The 25,503-nt window shown below is 42.2% G+C and carries 19 protein-coding genes; 15 read left to right on the top strand and 4 right to left on the bottom strand.

The window, feature by feature from the left end; all coding sequences use genetic code 11:
• Window positions 1–90 precede the first annotated feature (90 nt).
• The 4 genes from epd (at window position 91) to mscS (ending at window position 4,846) form a co-directional block, all read left to right on the top strand.
• Window positions 91–1,116 carry an erythrose-4-phosphate dehydrogenase gene (gene epd, locus ACOSVQ_RS16120; protein WP_491983521.1) on the top strand — a complete coding sequence of 342 codons (1,026 nt, stop codon included), beginning with the start codon at window positions 91–93 and terminating at the stop codon, window positions 1,114–1,116.
• 149 nt (window positions 1,117–1,265) lie between these two features.
• Window positions 1,266–2,429 carry a phosphoglycerate kinase gene (locus ACOSVQ_RS16115; RefSeq protein WP_491983520.1) on the top strand — a complete coding sequence of 388 codons (1,164 nt, stop codon included), beginning with the start codon at window positions 1,266–1,268 and terminating at the stop codon, window positions 2,427–2,429.
• Window positions 2,430–2,591: 162 nt separating this feature from the next.
• On the top strand, window positions 2,592–3,668 hold the full coding sequence (fbaA, locus tag ACOSVQ_RS16110; protein WP_491983519.1) for a class II fructose-bisphosphate aldolase: 1,077 nt from the start codon (window positions 2,592–2,594) through the stop codon (window positions 3,666–3,668).
• Window positions 3,669–3,982: 314 nt separating this feature from the next.
• The gene (gene mscS, locus ACOSVQ_RS16105) at window positions 3,983–4,846 is read left to right on the top strand and encodes a small-conductance mechanosensitive channel MscS (RefSeq protein WP_491983518.1); all 864 of its coding nucleotides are present in this window, start codon (window positions 3,983–3,985) and stop codon (window positions 4,844–4,846) included.
• Window positions 4,847–4,925: 79 nt separating this feature from the next.
• On the opposite strand, the gene ACOSVQ_RS16100 is transcribed toward mscS, so the two are convergent.
• Complete coding sequence (locus ACOSVQ_RS16100; RefSeq protein WP_491983517.1) at window positions 4,926–5,558, bottom strand: LysE/ArgO family amino acid transporter; 633 nt, start codon at window positions 5,556–5,558, stop codon at window positions 4,926–4,928.
• A 111-nt stretch (window positions 5,559–5,669) separates the two neighbouring features.
• Between ACOSVQ_RS16100 and ACOSVQ_RS16095 the strand changes: the two genes are divergently transcribed.
• The 3 genes from ACOSVQ_RS16095 to ACOSVQ_RS16085 all read left to right on the top strand — a co-directional run bounded on the left by ACOSVQ_RS16095 (window position 5,670) and on the right by ACOSVQ_RS16085 (window position 9,391).
• Window positions 5,670–6,566 carry a LysR family transcriptional regulator ArgP gene (locus ACOSVQ_RS16095; RefSeq protein WP_491983516.1) on the top strand — a complete coding sequence of 299 codons (897 nt, stop codon included), beginning with the start codon at window positions 5,670–5,672 and terminating at the stop codon, window positions 6,564–6,566.
• A 95-nt stretch (window positions 6,567–6,661) separates the two neighbouring features.
• Window positions 6,662–7,357 carry an oxidative stress defense protein gene (locus ACOSVQ_RS16090; RefSeq protein WP_491983515.1) on the top strand — a complete coding sequence of 232 codons (696 nt, stop codon included), beginning with the start codon at window positions 6,662–6,664 and terminating at the stop codon, window positions 7,355–7,357.
• A 156-nt stretch (window positions 7,358–7,513) separates the two neighbouring features.
• Window positions 7,514–9,391 carry a sensor domain-containing diguanylate cyclase gene (locus ACOSVQ_RS16085; RefSeq protein WP_491983514.1) on the top strand — a complete coding sequence of 626 codons (1,878 nt, stop codon included), beginning with the start codon at window positions 7,514–7,516 and terminating at the stop codon, window positions 9,389–9,391.
• A 410-nt stretch (window positions 9,392–9,801) separates the two neighbouring features.
• On the opposite strand, the gene pykF is transcribed toward ACOSVQ_RS16085, so the two are convergent.
• Window positions 9,802–11,214: a pyruvate kinase PykF gene (pykF, locus tag ACOSVQ_RS16080; protein ID WP_491983513.1), complete on the bottom strand. Its 1,413-nt coding sequence runs from the start codon at window positions 11,212–11,214 to the stop codon at window positions 9,802–9,804.
• A 427-nt stretch (window positions 11,215–11,641) separates the two neighbouring features.
• Here pykF and ACOSVQ_RS16075 point away from each other — a divergent pair, with 427 nt between their 5' ends.
• On the top strand, window positions 11,642–12,406 hold the full coding sequence (locus ACOSVQ_RS16075; RefSeq protein WP_491983512.1) for a DeoR/GlpR family DNA-binding transcription regulator: 765 nt from the start codon (window positions 11,642–11,644) through the stop codon (window positions 12,404–12,406).
• A gap of 78 nt (window positions 12,407–12,484) precedes the next feature.
• Window positions 12,485–14,317: a glutamine--fructose-6-phosphate transaminase (isomerizing) gene (gene glmS, locus ACOSVQ_RS16070; protein WP_491983511.1), complete on the top strand. Its 1,833-nt coding sequence runs from the start codon at window positions 12,485–12,487 to the stop codon at window positions 14,315–14,317.
• Between the two features lie 69 nt (window positions 14,318–14,386).
• Here glmS and ACOSVQ_RS16065 read toward each other — a convergent pair whose 3' ends face one another.
• Together ACOSVQ_RS16065 and fes are read right to left on the bottom strand one after the other, a co-directional pair.
• Entirely contained in the window at window positions 14,387–16,975 is a 2,589-nt protein-coding gene (locus ACOSVQ_RS16065) for a pectinesterase family protein (protein ID WP_491983510.1), read from the bottom strand.
• A 170-nt stretch (window positions 16,976–17,145) separates the two neighbouring features.
• Entirely contained in the window at window positions 17,146–18,429 is a 1,284-nt protein-coding gene (fes, locus tag ACOSVQ_RS16060) for an enterochelin esterase (protein WP_491983509.1), read from the bottom strand.
• Window positions 18,430–18,538: 109 nt separating this feature from the next.
• Between fes and fepB the strand changes: the two genes are divergently transcribed.
• From fepB to ACOSVQ_RS16030, 6 genes are all read left to right on the top strand, one after another.
• Window positions 18,539–19,474, top strand: coding sequence for a Fe2+-enterobactin ABC transporter substrate-binding protein (gene fepB, locus ACOSVQ_RS16055; RefSeq protein ID WP_491983508.1), 936 nt, complete (start codon window positions 18,539–18,541; stop codon window positions 19,472–19,474).
• A 4-nt stretch (window positions 19,475–19,478) separates the two neighbouring features.
• On the top strand, window positions 19,479–20,498 hold the full coding sequence (locus ACOSVQ_RS16050; RefSeq protein WP_491983507.1) for a FecCD family ABC transporter permease: 1,020 nt from the start codon (window positions 19,479–19,481) through the stop codon (window positions 20,496–20,498).
• Window positions 20,495–21,553, top strand: a complete 1,059-nt coding sequence (locus tag ACOSVQ_RS16045; protein ID WP_491983506.1) for a FecCD family ABC transporter permease — start codon at window positions 20,495–20,497, stop codon at window positions 21,551–21,553. The genes ACOSVQ_RS16050 and ACOSVQ_RS16045 overlap by 4 nt, the downstream gene beginning before the upstream one ends.
• A 21-nt stretch (window positions 21,554–21,574) precedes the next feature.
• Entirely contained in the window at window positions 21,575–22,399 is an 825-nt protein-coding gene (locus ACOSVQ_RS16040) for an ABC transporter ATP-binding protein (RefSeq protein ID WP_491983505.1), read from the top strand.
• Between the two features lie 174 nt (window positions 22,400–22,573).
• Window positions 22,574–24,598, top strand: coding sequence for a TonB-dependent receptor (locus ACOSVQ_RS16035; protein ID WP_491983504.1), 2,025 nt, complete (start codon window positions 22,574–22,576; stop codon window positions 24,596–24,598).
• 84 nt (window positions 24,599–24,682) lie between these two features.
• Window positions 24,683–25,501, top strand: coding sequence for a siderophore-interacting protein (locus ACOSVQ_RS16030; RefSeq protein WP_491983503.1), 819 nt, complete (start codon window positions 24,683–24,685; stop codon window positions 25,499–25,501).
• The last annotated feature ends 2 nt before the right edge of the window (window positions 25,502–25,503 follow it).

Here is a 25,503-nt window from a genome sequence, read left to right as displayed (position 1 = left end):
AAATGGTTGGATCACCTCTGTTCAGGGTGCGCTTTAAGCTGTCATCGGTTACTATCTGTGCCACGAATTTTTAGTCGGTTGATAGTACGGATGTTAAGAGTCGCAATTAATGGATTCGGGCGAATAGGGCGTAATGTTTTGCGCGCTGTTTACGAAAGTGGCAAAGCTCAGCAGATAAAAGTGGTTGCTGTAAATGAATTAGCTCAGCCTGAGGCTATGGCGCACTTATTACAGTACGACACCAGTCATGGTCGTTTTGGAAAGAAAATTTCTCACGATCAAGAACATCTCTATGTCCATCATGAAAATGGTGAGTTTGATAGTGTTCGAATTCTTCACTCTTCTGACATTCATTTATTACCTTGGCGTGATCTCGAAGTCGATATCGTTTTAGATTGTACCGGTGTATACGGCTCTAAAGCAGATGGGGAGCAACATATTGCAGCTGGTGCGAAGAAAGTTCTGTTTTCTCACCCAGGCTCTGCCGATCTTGATAACACCATTATTTACGGTGTGAACCATGAAACGTTGACCGCGCAGCATCATATTGTTTCCAATGGATCCTGTACTACGAACTGTATCGTTCCAATCATTAAAGTGTTGGATGAGGCTTTTGGTATTGAGTCAGGCACTATCACTACTATTCACTCGTCGATGAATGATCAGCAAGTCATCGATGCTTATCATAGCGATTTACGTCGTACCCGATCCGCTAGCCAATCGATCATTCCCGTTGATACAAAATTACATAAAGGGATAGAAAGGATATTTCCGAAATTTTCTAACAAATTTGAAGCGATTTCGGTACGAGTTCCGACTGTAAATGTGACGGCGATGGATTTGAGTGTCACTATTAACGCAAATGTGAAAGTTAATGACGTAAATCAAACCATGATAGAGGCATCTCAGTGTACATTACAGGGCATTGTTGACTATACTGAATCACCGCTCGTATCCATTGATTTTAATCACGATCCACATAGTGCGATTGTTGATGGAAGCCAAACTCGAGTGAGTAACGGGCACCTCGTTAAGATGCTTGTTTGGTGTGATAACGAATGGGGATTTGCTAACCGAATGTTGGATACAGCGTTAGCAATGCAAGCTGCAAAGTAGTTACCTCCCCTAAAGGCAAAATTATTTATTTTAGAACTTGAAATAAATATCCGATGCCCCATATTAGTATGCAGTTTAAGATTTTACAGGCTCGGCGGGATAGCCGGGCTTACAGAAACTTTTCTTTTTAATATTTGAGAGGACAAACCATGTCTGTAATCAAGATGACTGACCTGGATTTAGCAGGTAAACGTGTATTTATCCGTGCTGACCTAAACGTACCTGTGAAAGATGGCAAAGTGACATCTGATGCACGTATTCTAGCTTCACTACCAACTATCAAACACTGTATTGAAGCTGGTGCTAAAGTAATGGTGACTTCTCACCTAGGTCGTCCAACTGAAGGCGAATACGCTGAAGAGTTCTCTCTACTACCTGTAGTTAACTACCTAAAAGACGCACTAGATTGTGAAGTTAAACTAGCTAAAGATTACCTAGACGGTCTAGAGCTAAATGCTGGTGAGCTAGTTGTTCTTGAAAACGTTCGCTTCAACAAAGGCGAAAAGAAAAACGAAGAAGAACTATCTAAGAAATACGCTGCACTATGTGACATCTTTGTAATGGATGCATTCGGTACTGCACACCGTGCTCAAGCTTCAACTCACGGTGTTGGTATGCACGCTGCTGTTGCTTGTGCTGGTCCTCTTCTTGCTGCTGAGCTAGAAGCACTAGGTAAAGCAATGGATAAACCAGAGCGTCCACTAGTTGCTATCGTTGGTGGTTCTAAAGTTTCTACTAAACTAACAGTTCTAGAATCTCTTTCTAAAATTGCTGACCAACTTGTTGTTGGTGGTGGTATCGCGAACACATTCATCGCTGCTGCTGGTCACAACGTAGGTAAGTCTCTATACGAAGCAGACCTTATCGAAACAGCTCAAAAGCTAATGAAAGAGTGTTCTATCCCAGTAGCTACTGACGTTGCATGTGCGAAAGCATTCGACGAAAACGCAGAAGCTGAAATTAAGAACGTTGCTGATGTTCAAGATGACGACATGATCTTCGACCTAGGTCCAGACTCAACTGCGGCTCTTGCTGAAATCATCGGTAATGCAAAAACTATCCTTTGGAACGGCCCTGTAGGTGTATTCGAGTTCAAGAACTTCGAAGCGGGTACTAAAGGTATTTCTGAAGCTATCGCTAAATCTGCAGGTTTCTCTGTAGCGGGCGGCGGTGACACTCTAGCTGCTATCGACAAGTTCGGTATCAAAGCGGATGTGTCTTACATCTCAACTGGCGGCGGTGCGTTCCTTGAGTTCGTTGAAGGTAAAGTACTTCCAGCAGTAGCGATGTTAGAAGAGCGCGCGAAAGCTTAATCATCATAATTTATTAATAAAGCGGAAAATATTTTTCCGCTTTATTGTTTGCTGCGCAATAAGCTTGGATCTGTTAAACTTCAGGTGTTGTGAGCAGACGTATGAAAGAATTTAAACTCACCGTTTTTATTTGTTAAAACGACAGAAAATAGGATCAAATCCATGTCTAAGATCTTCGATTTCGTAAAACCTGGTGTTATCTCTGGTGATGACGTACAAAAAGTATTTCAAGTAGCTAAAGAGAACAACTTCGCTCTTCCAGCAGTTAACTGTGTGAACACAGATTCTGTGAATGGCGTACTAGAAGCGGCTGCTAAAGTTAAAGCTCCTGTTATCGTTCAATTTTCTAACGGTGGCGCTGCTTTCTTTGCAGGTAAAGGCGTTAAGCTAGAAGGTCAAGGTACTCAAATTCTTGGTGCTGTTGCTGGTGCGAAATACGTTCACGCTGTTGCTGAAGCATACGGTGTTCCTGTAATTCTTCACACTGACCACGCTGCGAAGAAACTACTACCTTGGATTGACGGTCTACTAGACGCGGGTGAAGAGTTCTTCGCTCAAACTGGTAAGCCTCTATTCTCTTCTCACATGCTAGACCTTTCTGAAGAGTCACTAGAAGAGAACGTTGAAACATGTGCTAAATACCTAGAGCGCATGGCAAAAATGAACATGACAATCGAGATCGAACTTGGTTGTACTGGTGGTGAAGAAGATGGCGTTGATAACTCAGATATGGATTCTTCTGAGCTATACACATCTCCTGAAGATGTTGCATACGCATACGAGAAACTAAACGCAGTTAGCCACCGTTTCACTATCGCAGCTTCTTTCGGTAACGTTCACGGCGTTTACAAGCCAGGTAACGTTGTTCTTACTCCAACTATCCTACGTGATTCTCAAGCGTACGTTTCAGAGAAATTCGGTCTTCCAGCGAACTCTCTAAACTTCGTATTCCACGGTGGTTCTGGTTCTACTGAAGCAGAAATCAAAGAGTCTATCTCTTACGGTGTTATCAAAATGAACATCGATACTGATACACAGTGGGCAACTTGGGATGGTATCCGTAAGTACGAAGCAGAAAACCACGATTACCTACAAGGTCAAATCGGTAACCCAACTGGTGAAGATGCTCCGAACAAGAAATACTACGATCCACGCGTATGGCTACGTGCTGGTCAAGCTTCTATGGTTGCTCGTCTTGAGAAAGCATTCGCTGACCTTAACGCTGTAGACGTACTGTAATCTGAATTGATTGCTTGAAAAGCCCGCTCATTGAGCGGGCTTTTTTGTTTCTCTGTTATGGAACAGAAAAAGCTATTTTTTTCAAAGCACTGGCAGAATGCGTATTTATTGCTTACTCTGATACAGGATCTAAATAGATGGGATAACCTTTTGTTTTGTAGTTTGCAAAATACTGACTTTGCAAAAAGTTATACGTCATATCATATAAAGCCCACAATGAGTGAAAATTAGCAGTGCAGTTTTGTAATGCCAGACAAACTCAGTGAGTCAAATAGTCGGTTGTTAAAATTAAGAGTCTTAGAGGGTAAGAAAGTATGGCTGGTGAATCGTTGGATATGGATGCTCCAATTGCTGATGGATTAAATAAAATGAGTGATTGGCTTAGTAGTAATTCAGATTTGTTAATTCAGTACGGGGTAAATATTGTTTCGGCAGTTCTTATCCTGATCATTGGTAATATGATTGTTAAGGCTGTAGCGGGAAGTGTCGCTAAAGTTCTTAAGAAGAAAGAGATGGATAAGGCGGTTGTTGAGTTTATCCATGGTCTTGTTCGTTACGTTTTATTCGTTATCGTATTGATTGCGGCGCTAGGCAGAGTGGGTGTAGAAACAGCTTCAGTGGTAGCTGTTATCGGTGCTGCTGGTTTAGCGATTGGCTTAGCTCTACAAGGTTCTCTTTCTAACTTTGCTGCTGGTGTATTGATTGTTGGATTCCGTCCGTTTAAATCTGGTGATTATGTTGAAGTTGCAGGTGTGGCTGGTTCTGTAGAAGCGATTCAAATCTTCCAAACGATTTTAAAAACGCCTGACAACAAAATGGTTGTAGTGCCAAATGGTGCGATTATCGGTGGTTCAATTACAAACTATTCTCGCCATTCAACTCGTCGTGTTGATTTGGTGATTGGTGTGTCTTACAAGTCTGATTTGAAAAAAACCAAGCAAGTTATTCGTGAAACTTTAGAAAAAGACACGCGTATTTTGAAAGATCCAGACATCACGATTGGTGTGTTGGCACTAGCAGATTCTTCAGTGAACTTCGTGGTTCGCCCTTGGTGTAAAACTGAGGAGTATTGGGGTGTGTACTTCGATTCAATGCAAGCGATTAAAGAAGCGTTGGATGCGAACGGTATTGAAATCCCATTCCCACAAATGGATGTTCATCTCAACAAAGTCGATTAATATTGATGATGAATTTGAAAACGGGGGCATTAGCCTCCGTTTTTTATATCATTTTAAGTCTATAAATTTGCTAAAAATTTCAGCTTAGCCATTGATTATAGAGGCTTTTGGCTAAAGCAAAGGCGATAACGAACATCATTGTTGCTACTATTAGATCGATGGTTTTCTTCGTTTTAGGTTTTGAGAGCACTGGCGCTAATTTAGCTGCACCAATGGATAGGCCATAAAACCAAACGAAAGAAGCCGTCATCGTGCCTAAAGCAAATGAGATGCGATCGCTTCCCTCAAATTGTCCGCCTATTGAACCCAGAATCACCACTGTATCTAAATAAAGATGTGGATTGAGTACAGTCACAGCGAGTGCACCTAATATAACGGCTCTTCGTCCTCTCGCCAGTTTCTGAGGCTGACTTTCCTGTGCTTCAGCACTCTGTAACGCAGCTTGGAGAGAAAGCCACCCATAAAATGATAGGAAGGCAATTCCGCCCAACGTAACGACGGTTAGCAATGTCTCATTTTGAGACAATAGCGCTCCTCCACCAAATATCCCCAAAGAGATAAAGAACACATCCATAACACTACAAATAGTCGCAGTAGTTAAATGATGGTTTCTTTTTATTCCCTGATTAAGCACGTACGCATTTTGTGCTCCGATAGGGATGATCATTGTCGCGCCTAAGCTAAACCCTTGTAGCAATATCCATAAATTCATCGTGTTGTTTCTGATTCGAGTTAAGAAATGTTGCAAGAAAAATACGGCATAGAGAAAAAGAAATAAAACTAATAATATTAATATGTCATTAGTAAGACTTATGGTGTAACGATGCGTGGATTAGATTACCGATGGCTTGAAGCCTTGGATCAGATTATTTTGCAAAGAAGTTTTGAAAAAGCAGCTGCCGTATTGTGTGTATCACAATCGGCGGTGTCACAAAGAATTAAACAGTTGGAAAAATGGTTAGCACAGCCTGTACTCGTTCGGGAAACACCACCTAAAGTGACTCCTGCAGGGCAAAAGCTATTAGGGCTATATCGTCAGGTGTGTGTATTGGAACAAGATATACTGCCAGAGCTCAGTGATGATATTGGTGAAAAGCCGATTTCAGTTTCCATTGCAACCAATGCTGATAGCCTCGCAACATGGTTATTGCCCGCGATTGCCGATGCTATGCAGCAAAGTAACCTCGAGATACATCTAGTTGTGGATGATGAACATCGGACACTTGATAAGCTAAAAAATGGAGAGGTGATTGGTGCAATTAGCCAATCTTCACGAACGTTACCTGGCTGCAACGCTGTTTTGCTTGGAGATATGCCTTATCTCTGTGTCTCTTCTCCTCAGTTTTATCAGCAGTACTTTTCTCAAGGTGTCACGATTGAAGCATTTGAGAAAGCACCTGCGGTGGCATTTGATCGGCATGACTTCGTCAATGAACGTTTTGTTCATGACCATTTCGGAACTGAAATGGTTAGCGAAGTGAAACACACCGTCGGTAGTTCTGAAGCCTGTGTAAAGGCAGCTTTAGCGGGCTTTGGATACTGCATGATTCCGAAAATTCAGATTGTTGAAGAGTTAAAACAAGGAAGACTTGTGGATATTACGCCGTGTATGTATATCGATCAGAAACTCTACTGGCATCATTGGCAACTGGAAACTGGAAGGTTGAAGAAATGTTCCCAAGCTATTGTTGAATATGCGAGCAAAACGCTGCCACAGTAAGCATGTCAAGATTGTGCAATTTACCGACATAAACTCTAGGACTGAAATCTTTTTCATCTATTATTTAGCCATATGAAGTTAAATAGGAAAATGAAATGAAGGCACTATCTGTATTGGCTTTAGTGGTATTGAGCTCAGCTTCAATGCTTGTTCAGGCTCAAGAATTCGATTTTCCGCATGTGACTACATCTGGCTATGGTGAAGTTATTGCGACTCCGGATATGGCTCAGTTTTCGGTGAAAGTTGTCGAAATTACAATGAATGCGGAGCAAGCCAAGGAGAGTGTCGATAACATTGTCACCTCGTTTATTAAGCGTCTTAGAGAAGCGGGTGTAAAAGAGTCGCAAATAACCAGTTCAAACCTCTATTTAACGCCTCAATACCACTACCCGAAAACGGGAAAACCTGAGTTGGTCGGTTATCGTGCGATTAGAAATGTATCTGTTGAAGTGGATGAGCTATTCAAACTAAACGAATACTTGGATATCGCCTTAGAGGAGAAAATTAACCAAGTTGACGATATTCAGCTAAAAGTGCGGGATGAAGAGAAGTACCAGCAGCAAGCGCGTATGGCGGCGATTAAAGATGCGCAACAAAAGGCTCAGTCTTTAGCGAATGGATTTGGACGTAAACTTGATGGTGTTTGGCGAATTGAATATAACGCGCCGATGAGGAAGCCAGTTTTGACTCGAGCAGCAACATTTAGCGAAGATTCAGCAGTAAGTAATAGTTATCAAGATTCTACGCTGATTATTCGAGATAACGTGAATGTCGTATATAAACTTGAGTGATTTGTAACTTATTGAAAGTAATCATATTAGTATGCGAGGCTTGTAACACTTTTTATTGAGTAGAATGATATTTAGGCGCTACTTTTTTATTCAGATTACTATCAATGGTGATATAATGCGCGCCTTTGCTTTTGCTGTTAATTGTTAGTCTGGGTTATGAGATATTCTAAAATCATTGTCGCTTTTCTCATAACCTGTGCGCTTATTACAGCTGGTATTGTTGCTTTCTACTCTTACCGATACGAGCAAGTCCAATCTACGAATAACAGCCGTTCTATACGCGAAGCCGTTAAGCAACTTTCTTATAGTGAACACGAGTACCGCAACTTAAGAGATCAGGTGTTTTCAACCATATCCCTTTTAAGTCATGGTCGTAGTGCTTATAACTATGTTGAATCTCCAAACTTAGTTACCCGTAATCAGTTACAACTTGCTTTAGCCTCTACTGCCAATGGGCAGAAGTGGTTTGATGGTGTTGGTTTTATTGATGTTAAAGGCATCGACACAGTTCACGTAGATTACCTACCAAGCATTCATAAAGCGAAAGCTTTAGATGGCGTGGTAGATATTTCTCAAACCGAATTCTTTAAATATGCTCAGTCTTTAACTGAAGATGAAGTTGGCGTTTGGGCGGAAGAACTCTCAAATGATCCTGATACTTTTACTAAACCATACACGCCCACCATACAGGTGATTACTCCCGTATCTGTTCTCGGTGTCCGAAAAGGCTACATCGTTATATCCGTAGATATGTCGATGATGGTTGATAAACTAAATTACACGCCCAAAAATGACTTAACACCAGCTATTGTGGGTAGTAACGGGTATTTGGTGACAGGAAAGAACATGTTGCCATTTTATGGTGATGTGACTAATCAATATCATGGTTTCGATCTCGCTACCTTTTTCCCTAAAACATGGGAAGCAATGCAATCGTCAGATCGTCAGTATCTGATGGAAGATATGAACCTTATTGTCTTCAAACCAATAGACAAGTTTTTCGGTCAAAACATTCATCTAGTGATTCGTTTTACACCCAAGCAACTCAGTGATCGAGCTACACACGAGCTAAACGATGTGGTTAAAGAAGGCTTCTTCGTCTTTATGATCATGCTGGTATTTGCTTTGCCGACAGTTTCAATGTCGCTTCATTACTATCATCGTAATATCGAAAGTAAGCTTGCGAGAGCTGCTTTGGATGGCATGACTGCGGTAATGATTTCAGACAAGTCTCACCAAGTAATCATGGTGAACAGAGAGTTTGAAACCATGATCGGTTTAACCAGCGAAGAGGTTCGTGGGCACAATGCGCTTAAAACCTTACTCAGCCATAATGGTATGGAGTTTATTCTCAATGTACTGGAACAGGTTGATCAGAATGACCTCTGGGAAGGTGAAGTTGAGTGTGTGACCCCTGAAGGGCAGATGCTGACAACGATCATGCGTATTCAAGCAATTATCGAAGCTGGAAAAGTCAGTTATTACATCACTTCTATCGTTGATATTTCTCAGCGAAAAGAGCTTGAAAATAGGCTGAGAGAACTGAGTGAGAAAGATTCACTTACTCATCTTTGGAACCGTCGTAAGTTTGAAAGAGAGCTTACCCTGCAGACTCAGCTTGTTGAGCGATACCCTGATGATTACGCTGTTTGCCTGTGTTTAATTGATATTGATTATTTTAAACGTGTTAATGATGAACAAGGCCACGATCAGGGAGATAGAGTTATTACTAAAGTGGCAGACGTCCTTTCTGAAAAACTGCGTGCGACAGATTTTCTTGCCCGAATTGGTGGCGAAGAATTTGCTGTCATCATGCCTCATACTTCAACGCCAGAAGCTCAGGTAGTAGTTGAACGTTTAAGGCTGGCGATTGAATTAGACGAAAGTCTAACTGTAACCATAAGTGCTGGTATATCAGACCTTTCCAAAGACAGTATACGTTCCTATAAGTGTGCGGATATTGCGCTTTATGAGTCAAAAAGTCTTGGTCGAAATCAAGTTTCTCTCTGTTTAACGACGGATGATGTGGCCTGATGTCACATTTTTGTTACGCATCGACTAAAGTCTAATTTAAAATTTAACTTGAGCTAAACTGTACAATAAGTAAACTGTTGTTTTTTTCATCAGTAGTGATCCGGTTTTCCCATTTATGGCAATTTACTGAGTTCGGGTATGTAAGCTCAGCTAAGTAAACAGAAGGAAATCAAGCACTCTGAGCAACATGAGGCAGGGTATGGTTAATCATTTTCTAGTGAAGCTGACAATTAGTTCTTTATTGGTGCTAGGAATAAAATTAAGCGCACTTTATTTTCTTCTTATGGTGTTATTGCTTAACACCCACCATAAAGAATTTTTTGGTTGGTAGACTACAAGTAACGATAAAAAATTCGTGAAATAAAAAAGCCGGAGCATATGCCCCGGCTTTTTAGTATCTAGAATTCTAATTAAAGAACGTGTACAGATGCAGTGTTAGTAGTACCTGAAGCAACTAGAGCGCCAGAAACCATAACAATGATGTCGCCTTTCTTACCTAGACCAGAAGAAAGAGCAATTTCTTTACCTTGACGGTAGAAATCATCAGTACTTTCGTAAGCGTCAACAACTACTGGAGTGATGCCTTTAGAAAGAACAAGCTGTGCAGCAGTTTTAGCGTTAGTAGTTACAGCGATGATGTTTGCTGTTGGGAAGTACTTACGAACTGAACGAGCAGATTTACCTGCTTCAGTTGCAACAACGATAAGTGGAGCAGCTAGTTTCTCAGCAGTGTCTACAGCGCCTTTACATACCGCTTCAGTGATACGTAGACGTGGGCTGTCTAGACGAGAACCTAGTTCAGCTTTAAGTACAGAGTCAGTACGTTTAGCGATTTGCGCCATGATAGTTACCGCTTCAACAGGGTATTTACCTTTCGCTGTTTCGCCAGAAAGCATTACTGCGTCAGTACCATCCATGATTGCGTTCGCAACGTCACCCGCTTCTGCACGAGTTGGACGTGGGTTTTTGATCATAGAATCAAGCATTTGAGTTGCAGTGATTACAACTTTACGTGCACGGTTACATTTCTCGATCATCATCTTCTGAGCGAAGATTACTTCTTCAGCTGGGATTTCAACACCTAGGTCGCCACGTGCAACCATGATGCCGTCAGATAGCTCAAGGATCTCGTCAAAATTGTCCACACCTTCTTGGTTTTCAATTTTAGAGATGATTTGGATGTCTGCGCCGCCGTTAGCCGCTAGAACTTCACGGATTTCTTGAACGTCAGAAGCTTTACGGATGAAAGATGCAGCAACGAAGTCAACGCCTTGCTCACAACCAAACTTAAGGTCGCCTTTATCTTTTTCAGATAGAGCTGGTAGGTTAACTGAAACGCCAGGTAGGTTAACACCTTTGTTTTCGCCAAGTGCGCCGTTGTTTAGAACTTTACAGATAACGTCAGTGTCAGTTGTAGAAACAACTTCCATTTCGATTAGGCCGTCATCAACAAGGATAGTGTTACCAGCTGATAGGTCTTTTGCGAAACCAGCGTAAGTTACCGCTACTTTGTCTTTGTTACCGATAACTGAAGTATCAGTTGTAAAAGTGAACTCTTGACCAGCTACTAGATCAACGTCGTCGCCGTTTTCTAGTTTGATAGTACGGATCTCTGGACCTTTAGTATCTAAAAGGATAGCTAGTGGCTTACCAGTATTTTCCATAACTTTACGGAAGTTAGCGATACGAGTACCGTGCTCTACGAAGTCTCCGTGAGAAAAGTTAAGGCGCATTACGTTCATGCCTGCATTAACAAGTTCTGTTAATTTTTCTACAGATTCAGTTTTAGGGCCAATCGTACATACGATTTTGGTCTTTTTCATGGAAGAGTCTCTCCGGTGAATATTATCAATTTGAAAGTTAATATATAGCTTAAGAATGGCCTCGATGGCGGCAATTTTATCTCTTCATTACCACATTTCTTTCTCGAGTACTGCTCACTCCAAAACTGAAAGTCTTACAAAAGGTTTAGTCATTTTATGACTACCATTTGAGGGTGTATCGTCACGTTAGTGTGATCTGTATCACCGTGTTTGGTGACAATTACAAAAGTATCACACACCATTCTGTAATTTTTTTTCTTTAGGGTGCGAATTCTAACACCTAATCATTTCAATATCACTGCTTAAGAATTGTCTTAGGACAAGGTTTTAGCCAGAAATATTAATTTTTTAGATCGAAATAAATAGACATAAATGTTTCGTTTTGAATATACTTCCTTTCGTTTTGAAACTTATATCAGTGGGCCGCATGTCAAAACGTAATACTCAATTAAGAAGACACACGATTGCGAACTTAGTGAATCAATTAGGTGAGGTAAGTGTTGATGAATTATCCGCCCAGTTTGAAACATCAGAAGTCACGATTAGAAAGGATTTAGCTTCACTAGAGCAAAACGGCCAATTACTTCGTCGTTATGGTGGTGCGATTGCTTTGCCTAAAGAAGTCGTCAATGATGAATTAAATTCAAAAGTTTCAGTTCGTAAGGAAGCGTTGGCAAAAGCCGCCGCAAAACTGATTCGAGATCACAACCGCATTGTCATTGATAGCGGAAGTACAACCGCTGCGTTAATTAACCAGCTTAATGACAAACACGGGCTCATCGTTATGACCAATTCTTTGAATGTAGCGAACGCACTGAATGAGCTAGAGAGCGAGCCTACATTACTTATGACGGGTGGTACTTGGGATACGCATTCCGAATCATTCCAAGGCAAAGTGGCTGAGTCTGTTCTTCGTTCCTATGATTTTGATCAGTTGTTTATTGGTGCAGACGGCATTGACCTTGAACGTGGTACTTCAACATTTAACGAATTGGTAGGCTTAAGCAAGGTAATGGCTGAAGTTTCCAGAGAAGTGATTGTCATGGTCGAGTCTGACAAAGTTGGGCGAAAAATCCCAAATTTAGAGCTTCCATGGGAAGACATTGATGTTCTGGTGACAGACAAAGGCTTGTCAGACGAACTTGTAGAAAAAATAGAATTTCATCAGGTACGAGTTATTCGTGCCAGATAAAAATTAATCTGCCTCTACATTATGGCTTTGCTTGCAGCCGTAGAGAGCATTAGATAATGAAAATATTGGAGTAATAACATGTGTGGAATTGTTGGCGCTGTTGCACAGCGTGATGTGGCTGAAATTCTGGTAGAAGGTTTACGTCGTCTAGAGTATCGCGGTTACGACTCAGCGGGTGTTGCAGTTGTTGATGCGCAGAGCAACTTAACTCGTATTCGCCGTTTAGGTAAGGTTCAAGAGTTAGCTGATGCTGTTGATTCCGCACAAGTTAGCGGTGGCACTGGTATTGCGCATACTCGTTGGGCAACACACGGTGTTCCTTCTGAAGTGAATGCTCACCCACATGTTTCAGGTGATATTGCTGTGGTTCACAACGGTATTATCGAAAACCACGAAGAGCTTCGCACTCTACTTCAAGAGCGCGGCTATGTATTCGTATCCCAAACCGATACAGAAGTAATTGCGCACCTTGTTGAGTGGGAATTACGCACATCAGAAACTCTGTTAGAAGCACTACAAAAAACAGCTACTCAGCTTGATGGCGCTTACGGTACTGTGGTTCTTGATCGTAAAGACCCAAGTCGTATTGTTGTTGCTCGTTCAGGCAGCCCAATTGTTATCGGTTTAGGTATTGGTGAAAACTTCCTAGCTTCTGACCAACTTGCTCTTTTAAGTGTTACTCGTCGCTTTATGTTCTTGGAAGAAGGTGACGTTGCTGAAATTACTCGTCGCAATGTGACAATTTACGACCAAGCGGGCAAGCTTGTTGAGCGTGAAATCATCGAATCAAACATCGAGCACGATGCTGGTGATAAAGGTCAATACCGTCACTTCATGCAGAAAGAAATTTTTGAGCAACCAATGGCGCTGAAAAGCACAATGGAAGGTCGAATCACACATAACTCTGTAATCACTGAAAGCATTGGCGTAAATGCAGTTGAGATTCTGAAGAAAGTAGAACACGTACAAATTATCGCGTGTGGTACCTCTTATAACTCAGGTATGGCTGCTCGCTACTGGTTTGAGGACATCGCAGGTGTTAGCTGTGACGTAGAAATCGCTTCTGAGTTCCGTTACCGTAACTTTGTTACTCGTCCAAACAGCTTGCTGATTACGCTTTCTCAGTCAGGTGAGACGGCAGATACACTTGCTGCGCTGCGCATTGCTAAAGAGAAAGGCTATATGGCGGCAATGACCATCTGTAACGTATCTGGATCTTCGCTAGTTCGTGAATCAGACATCGCATTTATGACTCGCGCAGGTACTGAAATTGGTGTGGCATCAACGAAAGCATTCACTACTCAACTTGCAGCAATGTTGATGCTTGTAACCGCAATTGGTAAAGAACAAGGTCGCATCGATGCAGCTAAAGAAGCGGAAATTGTTGAAGCAATTCATGCACTGCCAGTGCAGATCGAAAGTGCATTAGCATTTGATAAACAGATTGAAGCATTAGCAGAAGATTTTGCTGATAAGCACCACACCTTGTTCCTAGGTCGCGGTGAGTACTACCCAATTGCTATGGAAGCAGCACTTAAGCTCAAAGAGATCTCTTACATTCACGCTGAAGCTTATGCTGCTGGTGAACTGAAACACGGTCCATTGGCTTTGATCGATGCAGATATGCCTGTTGTGGTTATCGCGCCAAACAACGACCTACTAGAGAAACTGAAATCGAACGTTGAAGAAGTTCGTGCTCGTGGTGGTCTGCTATATGTATTTGCAGATGAAAAAGCAGGCTTTGAAGCGGACGATACTTTGAAAATTATCCCAATGCCGCACGTCAGTGAAATCACTGCACCAATTTTCTACACAGTGCCAATGCAGCTACTTTCTTACCATGTAGCGCTAATTAAAGGCACCGATGTTGACCAACCTCGTAACCTTGCAAAAGCAGTTACTGTTGAGTAACAAACCTCAATAAGAAAAGGCGATGAGCATTAAGTTCATCGCCTTTTTTGTTTGTATTTTTATTATTTCTTACTGTGTAATCACTTGGCTCAATTTAGACAGTGATTTCTGAGCTTTGATCTCTTCTAACACTAAATCAGCAATAGCTTCAGCACCTTGTTTTTGGAAGTGTGTGACGTCCGGTTTTTCAATTGAGCCAGTTTTCCCTTGATAATACGGGTACTGATTAGGATCGACCGCTAACCATAGGTTTTGCCACTCTCCAGCCGCTTCGTTGTTCGCCATCTCGATAACACTGGTTTGCATGTCGAGAAGTGGAACTTTGTTGGCTTGAGCTGTTTGACGAACGGTTGCGGTGTAATCACCAAAGAAACGGTAGCCGTTATCGCCGTTTTGCGCTGTAGTGTGTTGCTCTGTGTTAATCGGAGTGCCTGCTTTTTTATCTGCGGTACGAGCTCTTGGTACTGAAGTTAGCATCACCGGAGTTAGTTGGTGTTGTTTTGCAAAGCTTAAGTAACGTTCAAGAGAGTATTGGAAAGAGTATTCCTGCTCGCCTTGAGGAAACTGACGTTTGCCATCAGCACTGTTTGGATAAGTACACAAAGTACCGACATCTAGCGGACCACGCCCTTTAGCGGCGCCATTACATTTTTCATCGTTGTGACTGAACTGAATGAAGAGATAATCGCCCGGTTTAACCAAAGGCTCGATGAAACTCAGCCATCGACCATTGATGAAGTCACGAGAACTACGACCTGATTGAGCAGCGTTCACAACCACAAGTTGATCATTATTGAACTTATCTGCAAAAGCTTGTCCCCATCCCATGCGAGGGAAGACATCTTGCGAGTAGTTCGATGCCGTTGAATCACCCACAATGAACAAACGAGTTTTCTTCTCAGCGACGGCTTTAGCTGCTTGAGCTAATTGTCCGTCTTTAAGCTCGTAACGAGGAATGGTGTCTAGGCTGACAATAGGATTGAAAGCCAAATCAGATAAGAAGGTTTTGGAAAGCTGCCCTGTGCGAGTGTTGTGGCCAAGGTTATGAATAACTTGAGACGCTAACTCATTCATCACTGGTTGGTAGCTGCTGTTGTAGTTAACAGGGTTCCACTCTTTTGATGCATCCAACCCATGAGCTTTAACAACGCTTTGGAATGCCGTGCTGAAGTTGCTGTTTGCATCTAACCAAGCTTGATGTGAAAAAGCTGGAAGGTGAGCTTGAGCGGCTAGCACTTGTGGTCCATCAATGCTCTCGTTATCTGCCAGTCCGGAGACAATAAGGTCTGTGAAAGGGTTCACGTTCGCTACTGTCACTTTGTTGCTATGTGCTTCAGCTACTAACGCCGTTACACACACAGAGCGTTTGGTGTCACTGTTGATACAGGTGTTGCCACTTTGATCATCCACAGAAACTAACAATGGAGGAGTCATTGAAGCGATGGATAGCTGATAGTGACCTTTATTGTCGGTATTAGTTTTTGCTACTTTGCCTAAGCTGTCTTTGACATTTACCACTGCTGGGAAACTCATGCTTCTATGAGTGACTTGACCTGCCAGTTGACTGTTTGCTCCAAGAGAAATATCTGGCTCCCAGCCAGAAAGTATATTTTTATTGGTGTAGTTTTCGGCTTCTGATTCTGCCAACTGTGGACGCTCGGCTGTTTGTGCTCCGCTACCTGTATTAGCAAACTCCCAGAAGCGTGAATCTTTTGGATAGAACCAAATTTTCTCGCCTTTGATGTCCTTACCACTCATGCGATCCCACCCGTAGATATGATCGTCCATTTGGCAGTTGATGAACGCTGCATGTCCAATAGCATTAGGATCGGCATAGCGGCCGTCAGTAAATGTGGTGGTTGGGTGCCAAGGGCGACCTAAGCCATAGCTACCAGCCGGTACTTGATCTTCTTTGGTGAGATGACAGTTTTTAAAGACCAGACCAAATGGTGAATTGATGTCTGTCGCTGGAGCGGTAATGTAGCCAAGCGGTTCATTTTCTTCATTGTCACTTCGGTAGCGAGCAATGATGTCGCTGTTTTCTATCAAAGCAGTCCCGTGACCAAAAATGAAGTCGACAGTGCCACTGACTTGAGATTGGTCGAAGTAAGATCGACCTGAACGAAGATATAAGGTGTCTTGGTAGCTAACGAGGTTAACGTCTTTAAACTGAGCCTTGTCACCGTTGTGTGAAACAAGCAAAGCCACTGCTTGAGTGCCTTTTTGACGAGTAGGATCATCGGCTGCTTTGGCTTGGTTTGCTGGGAAATCAAAACCGTTTTCAATCGTTAGAGAGCGAGCTTTGAAATCAACGGCATCGACACTAACAGTTCGGCTACCGAAAGTTCCGAAGTTTTTCCCATTCTCATCCTTCATGCTGTTCGCTGTTGTTGCTGTAATGATCGTTTTGTCACGATCTTCGCCAATCAGGTAGATATTAGGACGAGTAATATGCAGTTTTTCTTGATAAACACCGTTCTTGATATAGATAACGAATGGTTGGTTATTGTCAGGAGCACTGTCGATAGCTTGTTGAATAGAAGCGTAATCAGCAGAACCATCAAGAGAAACTTTCACATCGTAAAGAGCGGTGGCAGAGGCAGAAGAGAGGTAGAGTAAAGCTGCAATCCCTAGCCCGTTTGCTACAGACTTATTCATTTTATTTTCCTTTATGAAATGTCGGATCTTTTAAATAGAAACGCAGTTTCATTATAGGAATTAAGAGTTGTTAAACAGTGATCTGACCATAAAAAGGACATATGCATCCGTTTAGATAATGGAGGCAGGTCACTGTTTTGCAAATCTTCGTAGATAAGCCTTGGTTATATTTAATCTGAAAACAGCCAGATTAAACCTTTAATTAATCCTTCTCTCCATATAAGACTGTCGTGCCCGCCATCATATAACTCAATGATTAAACTGTGTTTATTATCTTCTAACTTTTTATGTATGTGTTTAGCAAGCGGCACCATCATTCCCTCTCGCTTTCCCACTTCCATATAGATTTTGTGTTGATAGGTCGTGCTCAGAACATCGATATATTGATCAAGATAGAGTGACTCAGGTAGTTGCTGAAGAATATCCGGCTGATGAGAGTTATGAATCAATGAATCATTTGGCCACCAGAAAGATCCCGATTGAGAAACTGCTTTACCAAATTTTTCTGGCCAATTAAGAAGGGCAAAAACCGCAGACAAACCGCCGTAGCTTTGTCCTGTCACAACGGTGTTGTTTCGCTCTGATGTGATGTCATATTTCTCTGAAATAATAGGAATGAACTCTTCAATGACCGATTTCCAAAAGGTCGAATTACAAGGAAGATCAATTGATCTCTGTGTCATGGACATCACATCGATCATCAGATAAACCGCTGGTGGAAGAAGTTTTTGTTGAGTACATGAGTCTAGAGCAGACATGATTGGTATGCTTTGCGTCCATGTTTGACCATCAAGAACGATAATAAGAGGAAGATTTTTTTCTCCATTAAGCGCCGTTGAATAACTCCAAAAACGTCTTTCTTGCTCTAAGATCTCGCTATGAAAAATATGTTCATGACAGAGAGAAGTTAGTTCTGCCTTACCTTTGCTACGATCAAAAGTACTCCAAGCGGGATGAATAACGGAAGGATCTAGGTAAAGTCGAGAATGCATTTTACCCCACTCACACAATGGAAGGTTTCTTTTGTTGAGTGGGTCTGCCACGTGGTATGCACGTCTCTTTATGATCCAATTTCGATGTTGAGAAATTTGCTCTTCACGGGTTCCATAGTACTCAGGTTGTTTTGCCTCCTCAGTGACAGGAATTAACGCATAGGTACCATTCCAACTGCTCGGAGCGCTGCAAACGTAATAAAAAACGTCGGTATTTTCGAATTGAGTAAACTGAGCCGCGTTGAAGTCATGGTGGTTAATGACGCCATTAATATCTATGTAGGCAGCGATAGTTTCGGGCGAAGTAGCGGGTTTCCTCCACAGAAAAATAAGTTCAGTTGTTCCGTTGTCTCTCGTAATTTGTAATGGAGTACCGACTGAGGAAACTTTATTCCACCAAGACTCGGAACCGATTGATAACCCTACTAAGAGTGTGCTTTCCAACAGCGATTCTAAACTCACCTAACTTCTCCTGATCGATTCTTTTTTCGATTCATCCAATGAAAGCGACTGTTTACCTGAATGATTTTTGTGTTAGCATACGTTGATTTTATTAATAATGGTAATGTTTATGATACGTATTATCATTTCATTCTTTGTTGTATTCTGTTCAATGAGTTCTGTCTTTGCCGCTGACACATCGAGTGAACAGTGGCCCAGAACATTTGTGAATGCGGATGGTTCGACAACGATTATCCCGAAAAAACCGATGAAGGTACTTTCCACTTCAGTGACGCTTACTGGCACTCTTGTCGCGATTGATGCTCCAGTTGTTGCCAGTTCAACAGCGGGAGATGGGAAATTTTTCTCTCAATGGGAAGCTGTAGCGAAGCAGCGAAAGATTACCGAGCTTTGGCCTGTTGGCGGGGTTGATACCGAAATGGCTTACGCTGTTATGCCTGATCTTATTGTTGTGGCTAAAACCGGTGGGGATTCAGTGCTTGATTTGGTTCCTGAATTGAAGCTTTTAGCCCCTGTTATTGTGGTTGATTATGGTAGCCAGACTTGGCAGGAGCTAGCTATCAAACTGGGTTACGCGACTGGGCGAGAGGATTTTGTTAAACAAAAAATAGCTGAGTTTGACCAATACGTTGAAGCCACTAAGCTGAATCTACCAGCAAAACAAGCCAATATTATTCGCTATAACGGTCCTGGGATGGCTAATGCGATAGCTAAAGTCACAGGCCCTCACAGTGAATTAATCCATGCTTTAGGGTTTGAGATTGAAGGAGCTAAAGATGAGTGGGAAACGTTCAGTGATAAAAGAAATGATTTTGCCCGCGTTCATTACGAGACATTGACACTGCTTAAAGCTCCAGTGAGCTTTGTTATTGTTGCTGACGAATCGAGTATTCAAACCCTATTGAAAGATCCGGTGTTAGTAAATTTGCCTTCGGTGAAACAAAAGCAGGTTTACGAACTGGGACTCAATTCTTTCAGAATCGATTACTACAGTAGCCTAGAAATCATTGAGCTGATGAAAAAGCATTTCGGGTTGGCTCAATAGTGAAATGAAAGCTTCATCTAGCCATCGAGATTCTTTCTACTACACTGGGCTGTTCTTTCTTCTGGTTGTAGCCCTAGTGTGTGCTTTTACAAGCGTTTTCTTCGGTTCTAGAGATATTGAACCGGAGGTAACGTGGCAGGCATTAACTCAATACTCGCCACAAAATAGTGAGCATTTAATTGTTCATCATCTACGTTTACCCAGAGCCCTTCTAGCTATCGTGGTTGGACTGGCTATCGGCGGGGCTGGGGTTTTGATGCAAACTCTAACTCGAAACCCCCTCGCGGAGCCCGGACTGTTAGGTGTGAATTCAGGAGCAACCTTAGCGGTCGTTATTGCAATAGCATTCTTTGGTATTACTGATGTCCACTATTACATGTGGTTTAGCATTTTAGGGGCAATGCTTGCAGGCGGTATTATCTATCTTCTGGCTGGGCTCAATGGTGGCGTTAACCCTGTTAAAGTTGTTCTTTCGGGCATAGCACTGTCGGTCATTCTGCTTTCGATAACCCAAATTATTACTGTTAATAGTCAGGAAGAAGCCTTTAACCAGTTTCGACATTGGGTTGTAGGTTCACTTCAGGGCAGAGGTTTTGATGTTCTCTATCCTATATCTGGATTAGTGTTCCTTGGGTTAATTTACACTATGTTTTTGATCAGAGAGCTGAATACCGTTTCTTTAGGTAGAGACATCAGTCAGTCGCTTGGAATTAATCATACCAGTGTATGGATTCGCGCCTCTTTATCTATCACTATTCTTGCGGGAGCAGCAACAGCAGCATCAGGGCCACTTAGCTTTGTTGGTTTAACTGCGCCACATATTGCACGTTTTTGGGTTGGAACAGAGCACAAATGGTTGCTTCCATATTCGATGATGATTGCGGCTGTATTGGTTTCCATCGCGGATATCTTAGGAAAAGTACTGGTTTCTCCTGACGAAATTAGCGTAGGAATAATGACGGCTTTACTAGGCGGACCAATCTTTGTCATCTTAGTTCGGCGCTGGAGGATGACTGAGTTATGAGCCTGATGTTTCAGTCTAAGGTGTTGAGTGACCAGCTCATTCATCGCAGAGACATTACCATTCGATACTCAAAAAAAGAGTGGCTGTTTGTAATGTACTCATTAGTCGGTTTACTCGCGATAAGTTGTTATTTGCTTACCGTCGGGTCATTTCCTTTAACGTTTGAACAATTGTTCTCTGTGCTTTTCCATACTGGTGGCGATCAAGCAATTGCTGAACGTATTGTTTGGAATGTTCGTTTGCCGAGAATCATTACGGCTATTTTTGTGGGGATGGCATTGGGTGTATCAGGTTCGATCTTCCAATCTATCTCCAAAAATGCTCTGGGCTCGCCAGACATTATCGGCTTTACCACAGGGGCAGCATCTGGTGCTTTAATCCAAATTATTGTGTTTCAGAACTCAGCTCAAGCTGTGATGATTTCCGCATTAATTGGGGGAATGTTGACTGCCGGTACGGTTTATTTTCTTTCCCGAAAAAGTGGTGTTGTAGGCGGTTATCGACTGATTCTTATCGGCATTGGAATAGGTTCTATATTGAGCGCATTCAACAGCTTGATGTTAGTCAAAGGCGATTTAGATCAGGCCGTGATGGCGAACCTTTGGCTTGCCGGATCTCTCAATGCGAGAAACTGGGGGCATGCTTTACCAGTCATGCTCGGCGTCTTGCTGATTGTTCCAATTATTATTTCCAAAGCTAGGACTCTTCATTTATTGGAAATGGGAGATGAAATGGCTTCACAGATTGGAGTTTGCGTAGAAAGAGAAAGAGTAGTCATGACTTTCCTATCTGTGGCACTTGCAGCTTTAGCGACAGGGGCAGCAGGACCAATCAGTTTTATTGCGTTAGCTGCACCTCAGCTTGTGGCTCGCTTACTTAGAGTTGGTCATATTCCCGTTGCTGCTTCAGCCGTAATGGGAGCTACTCTTTTAGTCATTGCTGACCTTGTCTCTCAAATCAAACCATTTTCTATCAACCTTCCCATCGGGCAATTAACAAGCCTTGTTGGTGGTGTGTATTTGCTTTGGTTATTAACCCGAACAAAGAATTTTTGAGTTGCGAAGCTTATGAGTATTATGGAACAAACGTTATTTGAATCATTAGGAGAAAGTTTGCATATCGATCGGCTATCGGGTTCAAACATGAATCTCAGCTATGAATCTGAGCAAATCTTTTCGTCGCTTGATGTCACTATTCCGGATAACAAGTTCACCGTTATTATTGGGCCAAACGGTTGTGGTAAATCAACACTACTACGTATGCTTTGTCGTCTGCAGAAACCGAATTCAGGTCGAGTTGAGTTAGATGGAGAAGAGATCTATTCGATTCACCCCAAATCTTTAGCAAAACAGATTGGTTTGTTGCCTCAGCGAGTCACAGCTCCAGATGGTATTCGAGTGAAAGATCTCGTATCCAGAGGTCGCTACCCATATCAGAAGCTTTTTCAGCAGTGGAGTGATGAGGATGAGCTGGCGGTATGTGAAGCAATGCAATTGACCGATATTGAGCATTTAGCAGAAAGGTTGATTGATGAGCTTTCAGGTGGACAGCGACAACGAGTATGGATTGCGATGGTTCTCGCGCAACAGACGCCAATTCTTTTTCTCGATGAGCCAACAACGTATTTAGATATTGCTCATCAGATTGATTTATTAGAGCTTTGCCGTGATTTGAACCGCAGGAAAAAGTTCACCATTGTGGCCGTGTTGCATGAACTCAACCAAGCTTTTCGCTACGCAGACCATATTTTGTTGATGAGTGAAGGTAACATCGCCGCGCAAGGCGCACCGCAGGACATCATCTCCAGTGAGATCATCAAACAAGTTTTCAACTTAGATTGCCTAATCATGGATGACCCCATTTGTGGCTCGCCGATGGTTATTCCTTATGGCACCAGATAGCACATGTTATTAACCCAATAGTCTTACTAAATTCTGTTCGTTATTTGTTTTTTAAATTATTGCTTAATTTTTTAATTGATATAACAAATGATAATCAATATCATTGCGATTAAGATTTGAAGTTAAGCTCATTAAAAAATAGGTAACAGGATGAAATCTTTACAAACAAAAAGGATGAATTACTTAAGTTATAGCATCGCAGTGGCTATCGGTATGGCTGTATCTTTACCAGCGTTAAGTAATGAAACAAAAGGAACAGAAACAATCGTCATTACTGGCGAGCGAATGGATAAAAGTCTGAAGGACACCACCACCGCAGTCACCGTTATCGGTGAAGAGCAATTGGAAAATGGTGAGAAGACGTCAATAAATGACATTGCTACTTCAGCACCAAACGTGGTTACAGCAGGTTATGAGTCGATCAGCATTCGTGGTATTGAAGGTGCTGGTGTTGCAACTGGTGGTAATGCATTTTACAGCGGTGGTAAAGCTCGTGTTTCGACTATCGTAGATGGTGTTGCTCAAGCTTGGATGGGTCAAGGCTATACCCCAAGTAAATCATGGGATGTAAAACAGGTAGAAGTGCTGCGTGGACCACAATCGACTAACCAAGGTACTAACTCTATCGGTGGTGCTTTGGTGGTTCAAACCAACGATCCAACTTACTACTGGGAAACGAAGCTACGCGCAGGTTTTGAAACCTACGAGAACGGCAATGTTAAAAACAACTTGGCCGTTATGACATCTGGCCCTTTAATTCAAGATGAGCTTGCTTTCCGTCTAGCTGTTGATGGCAACAAAGGTGATGGTTGGATGAACTATACTCAAGCATCTGATGAGCTTGAAGGCGCACCTGATCTTGAAGAATCTGAAAATCTCAATGCTCGTTTGAAACTGCTTTGGGAACCGTCTTCAATGCCTGGTTTGAGTGCTAAGTTGACTTACAACCGTCACACTTACAAAGGTGAGTACCTATCTTTTGCTTCAACTGATTATGTTTATGATCCGGCATTGATTTTAGACAGCGCTAACTCTTCAAATACTCGTCTTCAAGATTCAGTTGCTCAAAGTATCGCCGCCGATGTTGATTACGATTTTGACAATGGTTTTGTTAACTCACTACATGTTGCTTATCTCACTTCTGATGTGGAGTTTGATCAATATCCTTCTGCGTTCAATGTTGTATCTGATGTCGATAATATCACCGTAGAAAACCGACTTTTAGTACAAACTCCTGGCTCAGACTTCTCTTCAGTTTTAGGGCTTTATTATTCAAAAGCGGATACCAACACTGAATTTACCGGAACGGTAATTGATGGAACGACGACCACTTCCGCTGCATTTGGTGAAACAACGTACACGTTAAACCCAGCGTTTAAACTTGTTGGTGGTGTTCGTTTTGAAAATGAAGATTTTGAGCATAAAGGCACAAATATCTCAGCACGTACCAGCACATTTGATGTAGAAGATAACCGTAGTAACAACATTTTCTTGCCTAAAGTGGGCGCAATCTATTACTTCGATGATACGACTACTGTGAATGCCTCTGTTCGTAAAGGCTATAACTCAGGCGGCCATGCTTTAGACTTCACTGAGCAAGAATACTATGAGTACGATAAAGAGACGGTTATCGCTTACGAAGCTGGTCTACTGAAAGAATTTGAGCGTGGACAATTCAGTACTAACTTGTTCTACAACGATTACTCCGGCTACCAAGCTTATGTAGACAGCCGATTCGATAATATCGAAGAGTCACGTACGTACGGTGTGGAGCTTGCTGGTTCTATCTGGGCAACGACAAGCACACAACTTCGTGCAAGTGCTGGTTACCTAGAAACGAAAATTGTTAAAGATGACGTAGCAGAAAGTGGTTTAGAACTACCGAATGCGCCAAGTTCTAACTTGTCTGCAGGTTTCACTCAATATATAGGTCAAAACTTCTCCGTAGGTGCTGACGTGACTTACGTAGGTAAGTACTACTCTGATTTAGAGAACAGCGAAGATTACACCGCTGGTGATTATGTTACTGCTGATGCTCGTCTTCAGTACACGATTGGCGATTTTACTCTTGATGGCTACGTGACCAACTTAACGGATGAAGATGTGGTTTACCAATATCAAGTGAGTTCAAGAGGCACAACTAAAGCGTCTGTTGGTCAAACAAGAACCTTTGGTTTAAATGCAACTTACCGAATGTAGTTTCAACCATAGATAACATTATTGAGCTCGGCTTCTTCTGGAGAAGTCGGGCTTTTCTGCTTTTATCAAAAATGAGTCTGTCGTATGAGCGAACAAGTAATCTATCCAATCAAAGCTAAGCTAATTGTTTGCAAGCGTAAGCAATACATAACCCCACATCTTATTCGAGTTACTTTTACTGGTGATGAACTTATCGGTTTCGCTGAAAATCGAAATGGTGCACACATCAAAGTGTTTTTCCCTAATCAGGAATCAGGCATTTTACAACTTCCTGTTCGTTATGAAGACCATGTTGAATATCCAGAGCACAAACCTGTACCACGTGCATATAGCGTAAGAAAGTACCATCCTGAGAGCAATGAGCTTGATATCGATTTTGTCGCGCACGGTGAAGACAGTGTTGGTTCTGGTTGGGCTATTGCTGCACAAGAAGGTGATGCATTAGGTTTGATTGGGCCAGCAGGCCCAGATCCGCTACTTCAGCCTTCAGATTGGCATATTTTAGCGGGAGATCTCACGGCTGTTCCTGCTATCAGCGCTATTTTGGAAGAGATGCCAGCCGATGCGAAAGGTGCGGCATTTATTGAAGTGGACTCATTCGATGATGTTCATGAAATTGAACATCCACAAGGCGTCTCTTTAACTTGGTTGAAAATTGATGATGAACAAGGTTCATCGGTTTTAGTCAATGCAATCAAAACTACTGGTCAGCCTGAAGTTGAATGTACAGTCTCGGCATTTATCGCAGGGGAAAACCGCAGTGTGATTAACTGCCGTAAATATTTAGTTGATACATTCCAACTGACCAAAAAAGAGCTTTATGCCGTACCTTATTGGAAACGAGGCAATACGGAAGAGGCTTATCATGAAGAGCGTCATCGCATTATGGATGAGCAAAACTGATA

Source organism: Vibrio sp. HM8-C (assembly GCF_058630515.1).
This window is presented reverse-complemented; position numbering and strand designations above follow the sequence as displayed.

What these genes read in the sequence shown, in the direction of transcription:
- epd (WP_491983521.1), top strand. Translation starts at nt 91, where the DNA reads ATGTTAAGAGTCGCAATTAATGGATTCGGGCGAATAGGGCGTAATGTT.
- ACOSVQ_RS16115 (WP_491983520.1), top strand. Translation starts at nt 1,266, where the DNA reads ATGTCTGTAATCAAGATGACTGACCTGGATTTAGCAGGTAAACGTGTA.
- fbaA (WP_491983519.1), top strand. Translation starts at nt 2,592, where the DNA reads ATGTCTAAGATCTTCGATTTCGTAAAACCTGGTGTTATCTCTGGTGAT.
- mscS (WP_491983518.1), top strand. Translation starts at nt 3,983, where the DNA reads ATGGCTGGTGAATCGTTGGATATGGATGCTCCAATTGCTGATGGATTA.
- ACOSVQ_RS16100 (WP_491983517.1), bottom strand. Translation starts at nt 5,558, where the DNA reads ATGAATTTATGGATATTGCTACAAGGGTTTAGCTTAGGCGCGACAATG.
- ACOSVQ_RS16095 (WP_491983516.1), top strand. Translation starts at nt 5,670, where the DNA reads ATGCGTGGATTAGATTACCGATGGCTTGAAGCCTTGGATCAGATTATT.
- ACOSVQ_RS16090 (WP_491983515.1), top strand. Translation starts at nt 6,662, where the DNA reads ATGAAGGCACTATCTGTATTGGCTTTAGTGGTATTGAGCTCAGCTTCA.
- ACOSVQ_RS16085 (WP_491983514.1), top strand. Translation starts at nt 7,514, where the DNA reads ATGAGATATTCTAAAATCATTGTCGCTTTTCTCATAACCTGTGCGCTT.
- pykF (WP_491983513.1), bottom strand. Translation starts at nt 11,214, where the DNA reads ATGAAAAAGACCAAAATCGTATGTACGATTGGCCCTAAAACTGAATCT.
- ACOSVQ_RS16075 (WP_491983512.1), top strand. Translation starts at nt 11,642, where the DNA reads ATGTCAAAACGTAATACTCAATTAAGAAGACACACGATTGCGAACTTA.
- glmS (WP_491983511.1), top strand. Translation starts at nt 12,485, where the DNA reads ATGTGTGGAATTGTTGGCGCTGTTGCACAGCGTGATGTGGCTGAAATT.
- ACOSVQ_RS16065 (WP_491983510.1), bottom strand. Translation starts at nt 16,975, where the DNA reads ATGAATAAGTCTGTAGCAAACGGGCTAGGGATTGCAGCTTTACTCTAC.
- fepB (WP_491983508.1), top strand. Translation starts at nt 18,539, where the DNA reads ATGATACGTATTATCATTTCATTCTTTGTTGTATTCTGTTCAATGAGT.
- ACOSVQ_RS16050 (WP_491983507.1), top strand. Translation starts at nt 19,479, where the DNA reads ATGAAAGCTTCATCTAGCCATCGAGATTCTTTCTACTACACTGGGCTG.
- ACOSVQ_RS16045 (WP_491983506.1), top strand. Translation starts at nt 20,495, where the DNA reads ATGAGCCTGATGTTTCAGTCTAAGGTGTTGAGTGACCAGCTCATTCAT.
- ACOSVQ_RS16040 (WP_491983505.1), top strand. Translation starts at nt 21,575, where the DNA reads ATGGAACAAACGTTATTTGAATCATTAGGAGAAAGTTTGCATATCGAT.
- ACOSVQ_RS16035 (WP_491983504.1), top strand. Translation starts at nt 22,574, where the DNA reads ATGAATTACTTAAGTTATAGCATCGCAGTGGCTATCGGTATGGCTGTA.
- ACOSVQ_RS16030 (WP_491983503.1), top strand. Translation starts at nt 24,683, where the DNA reads ATGAGCGAACAAGTAATCTATCCAATCAAAGCTAAGCTAATTGTTTGC.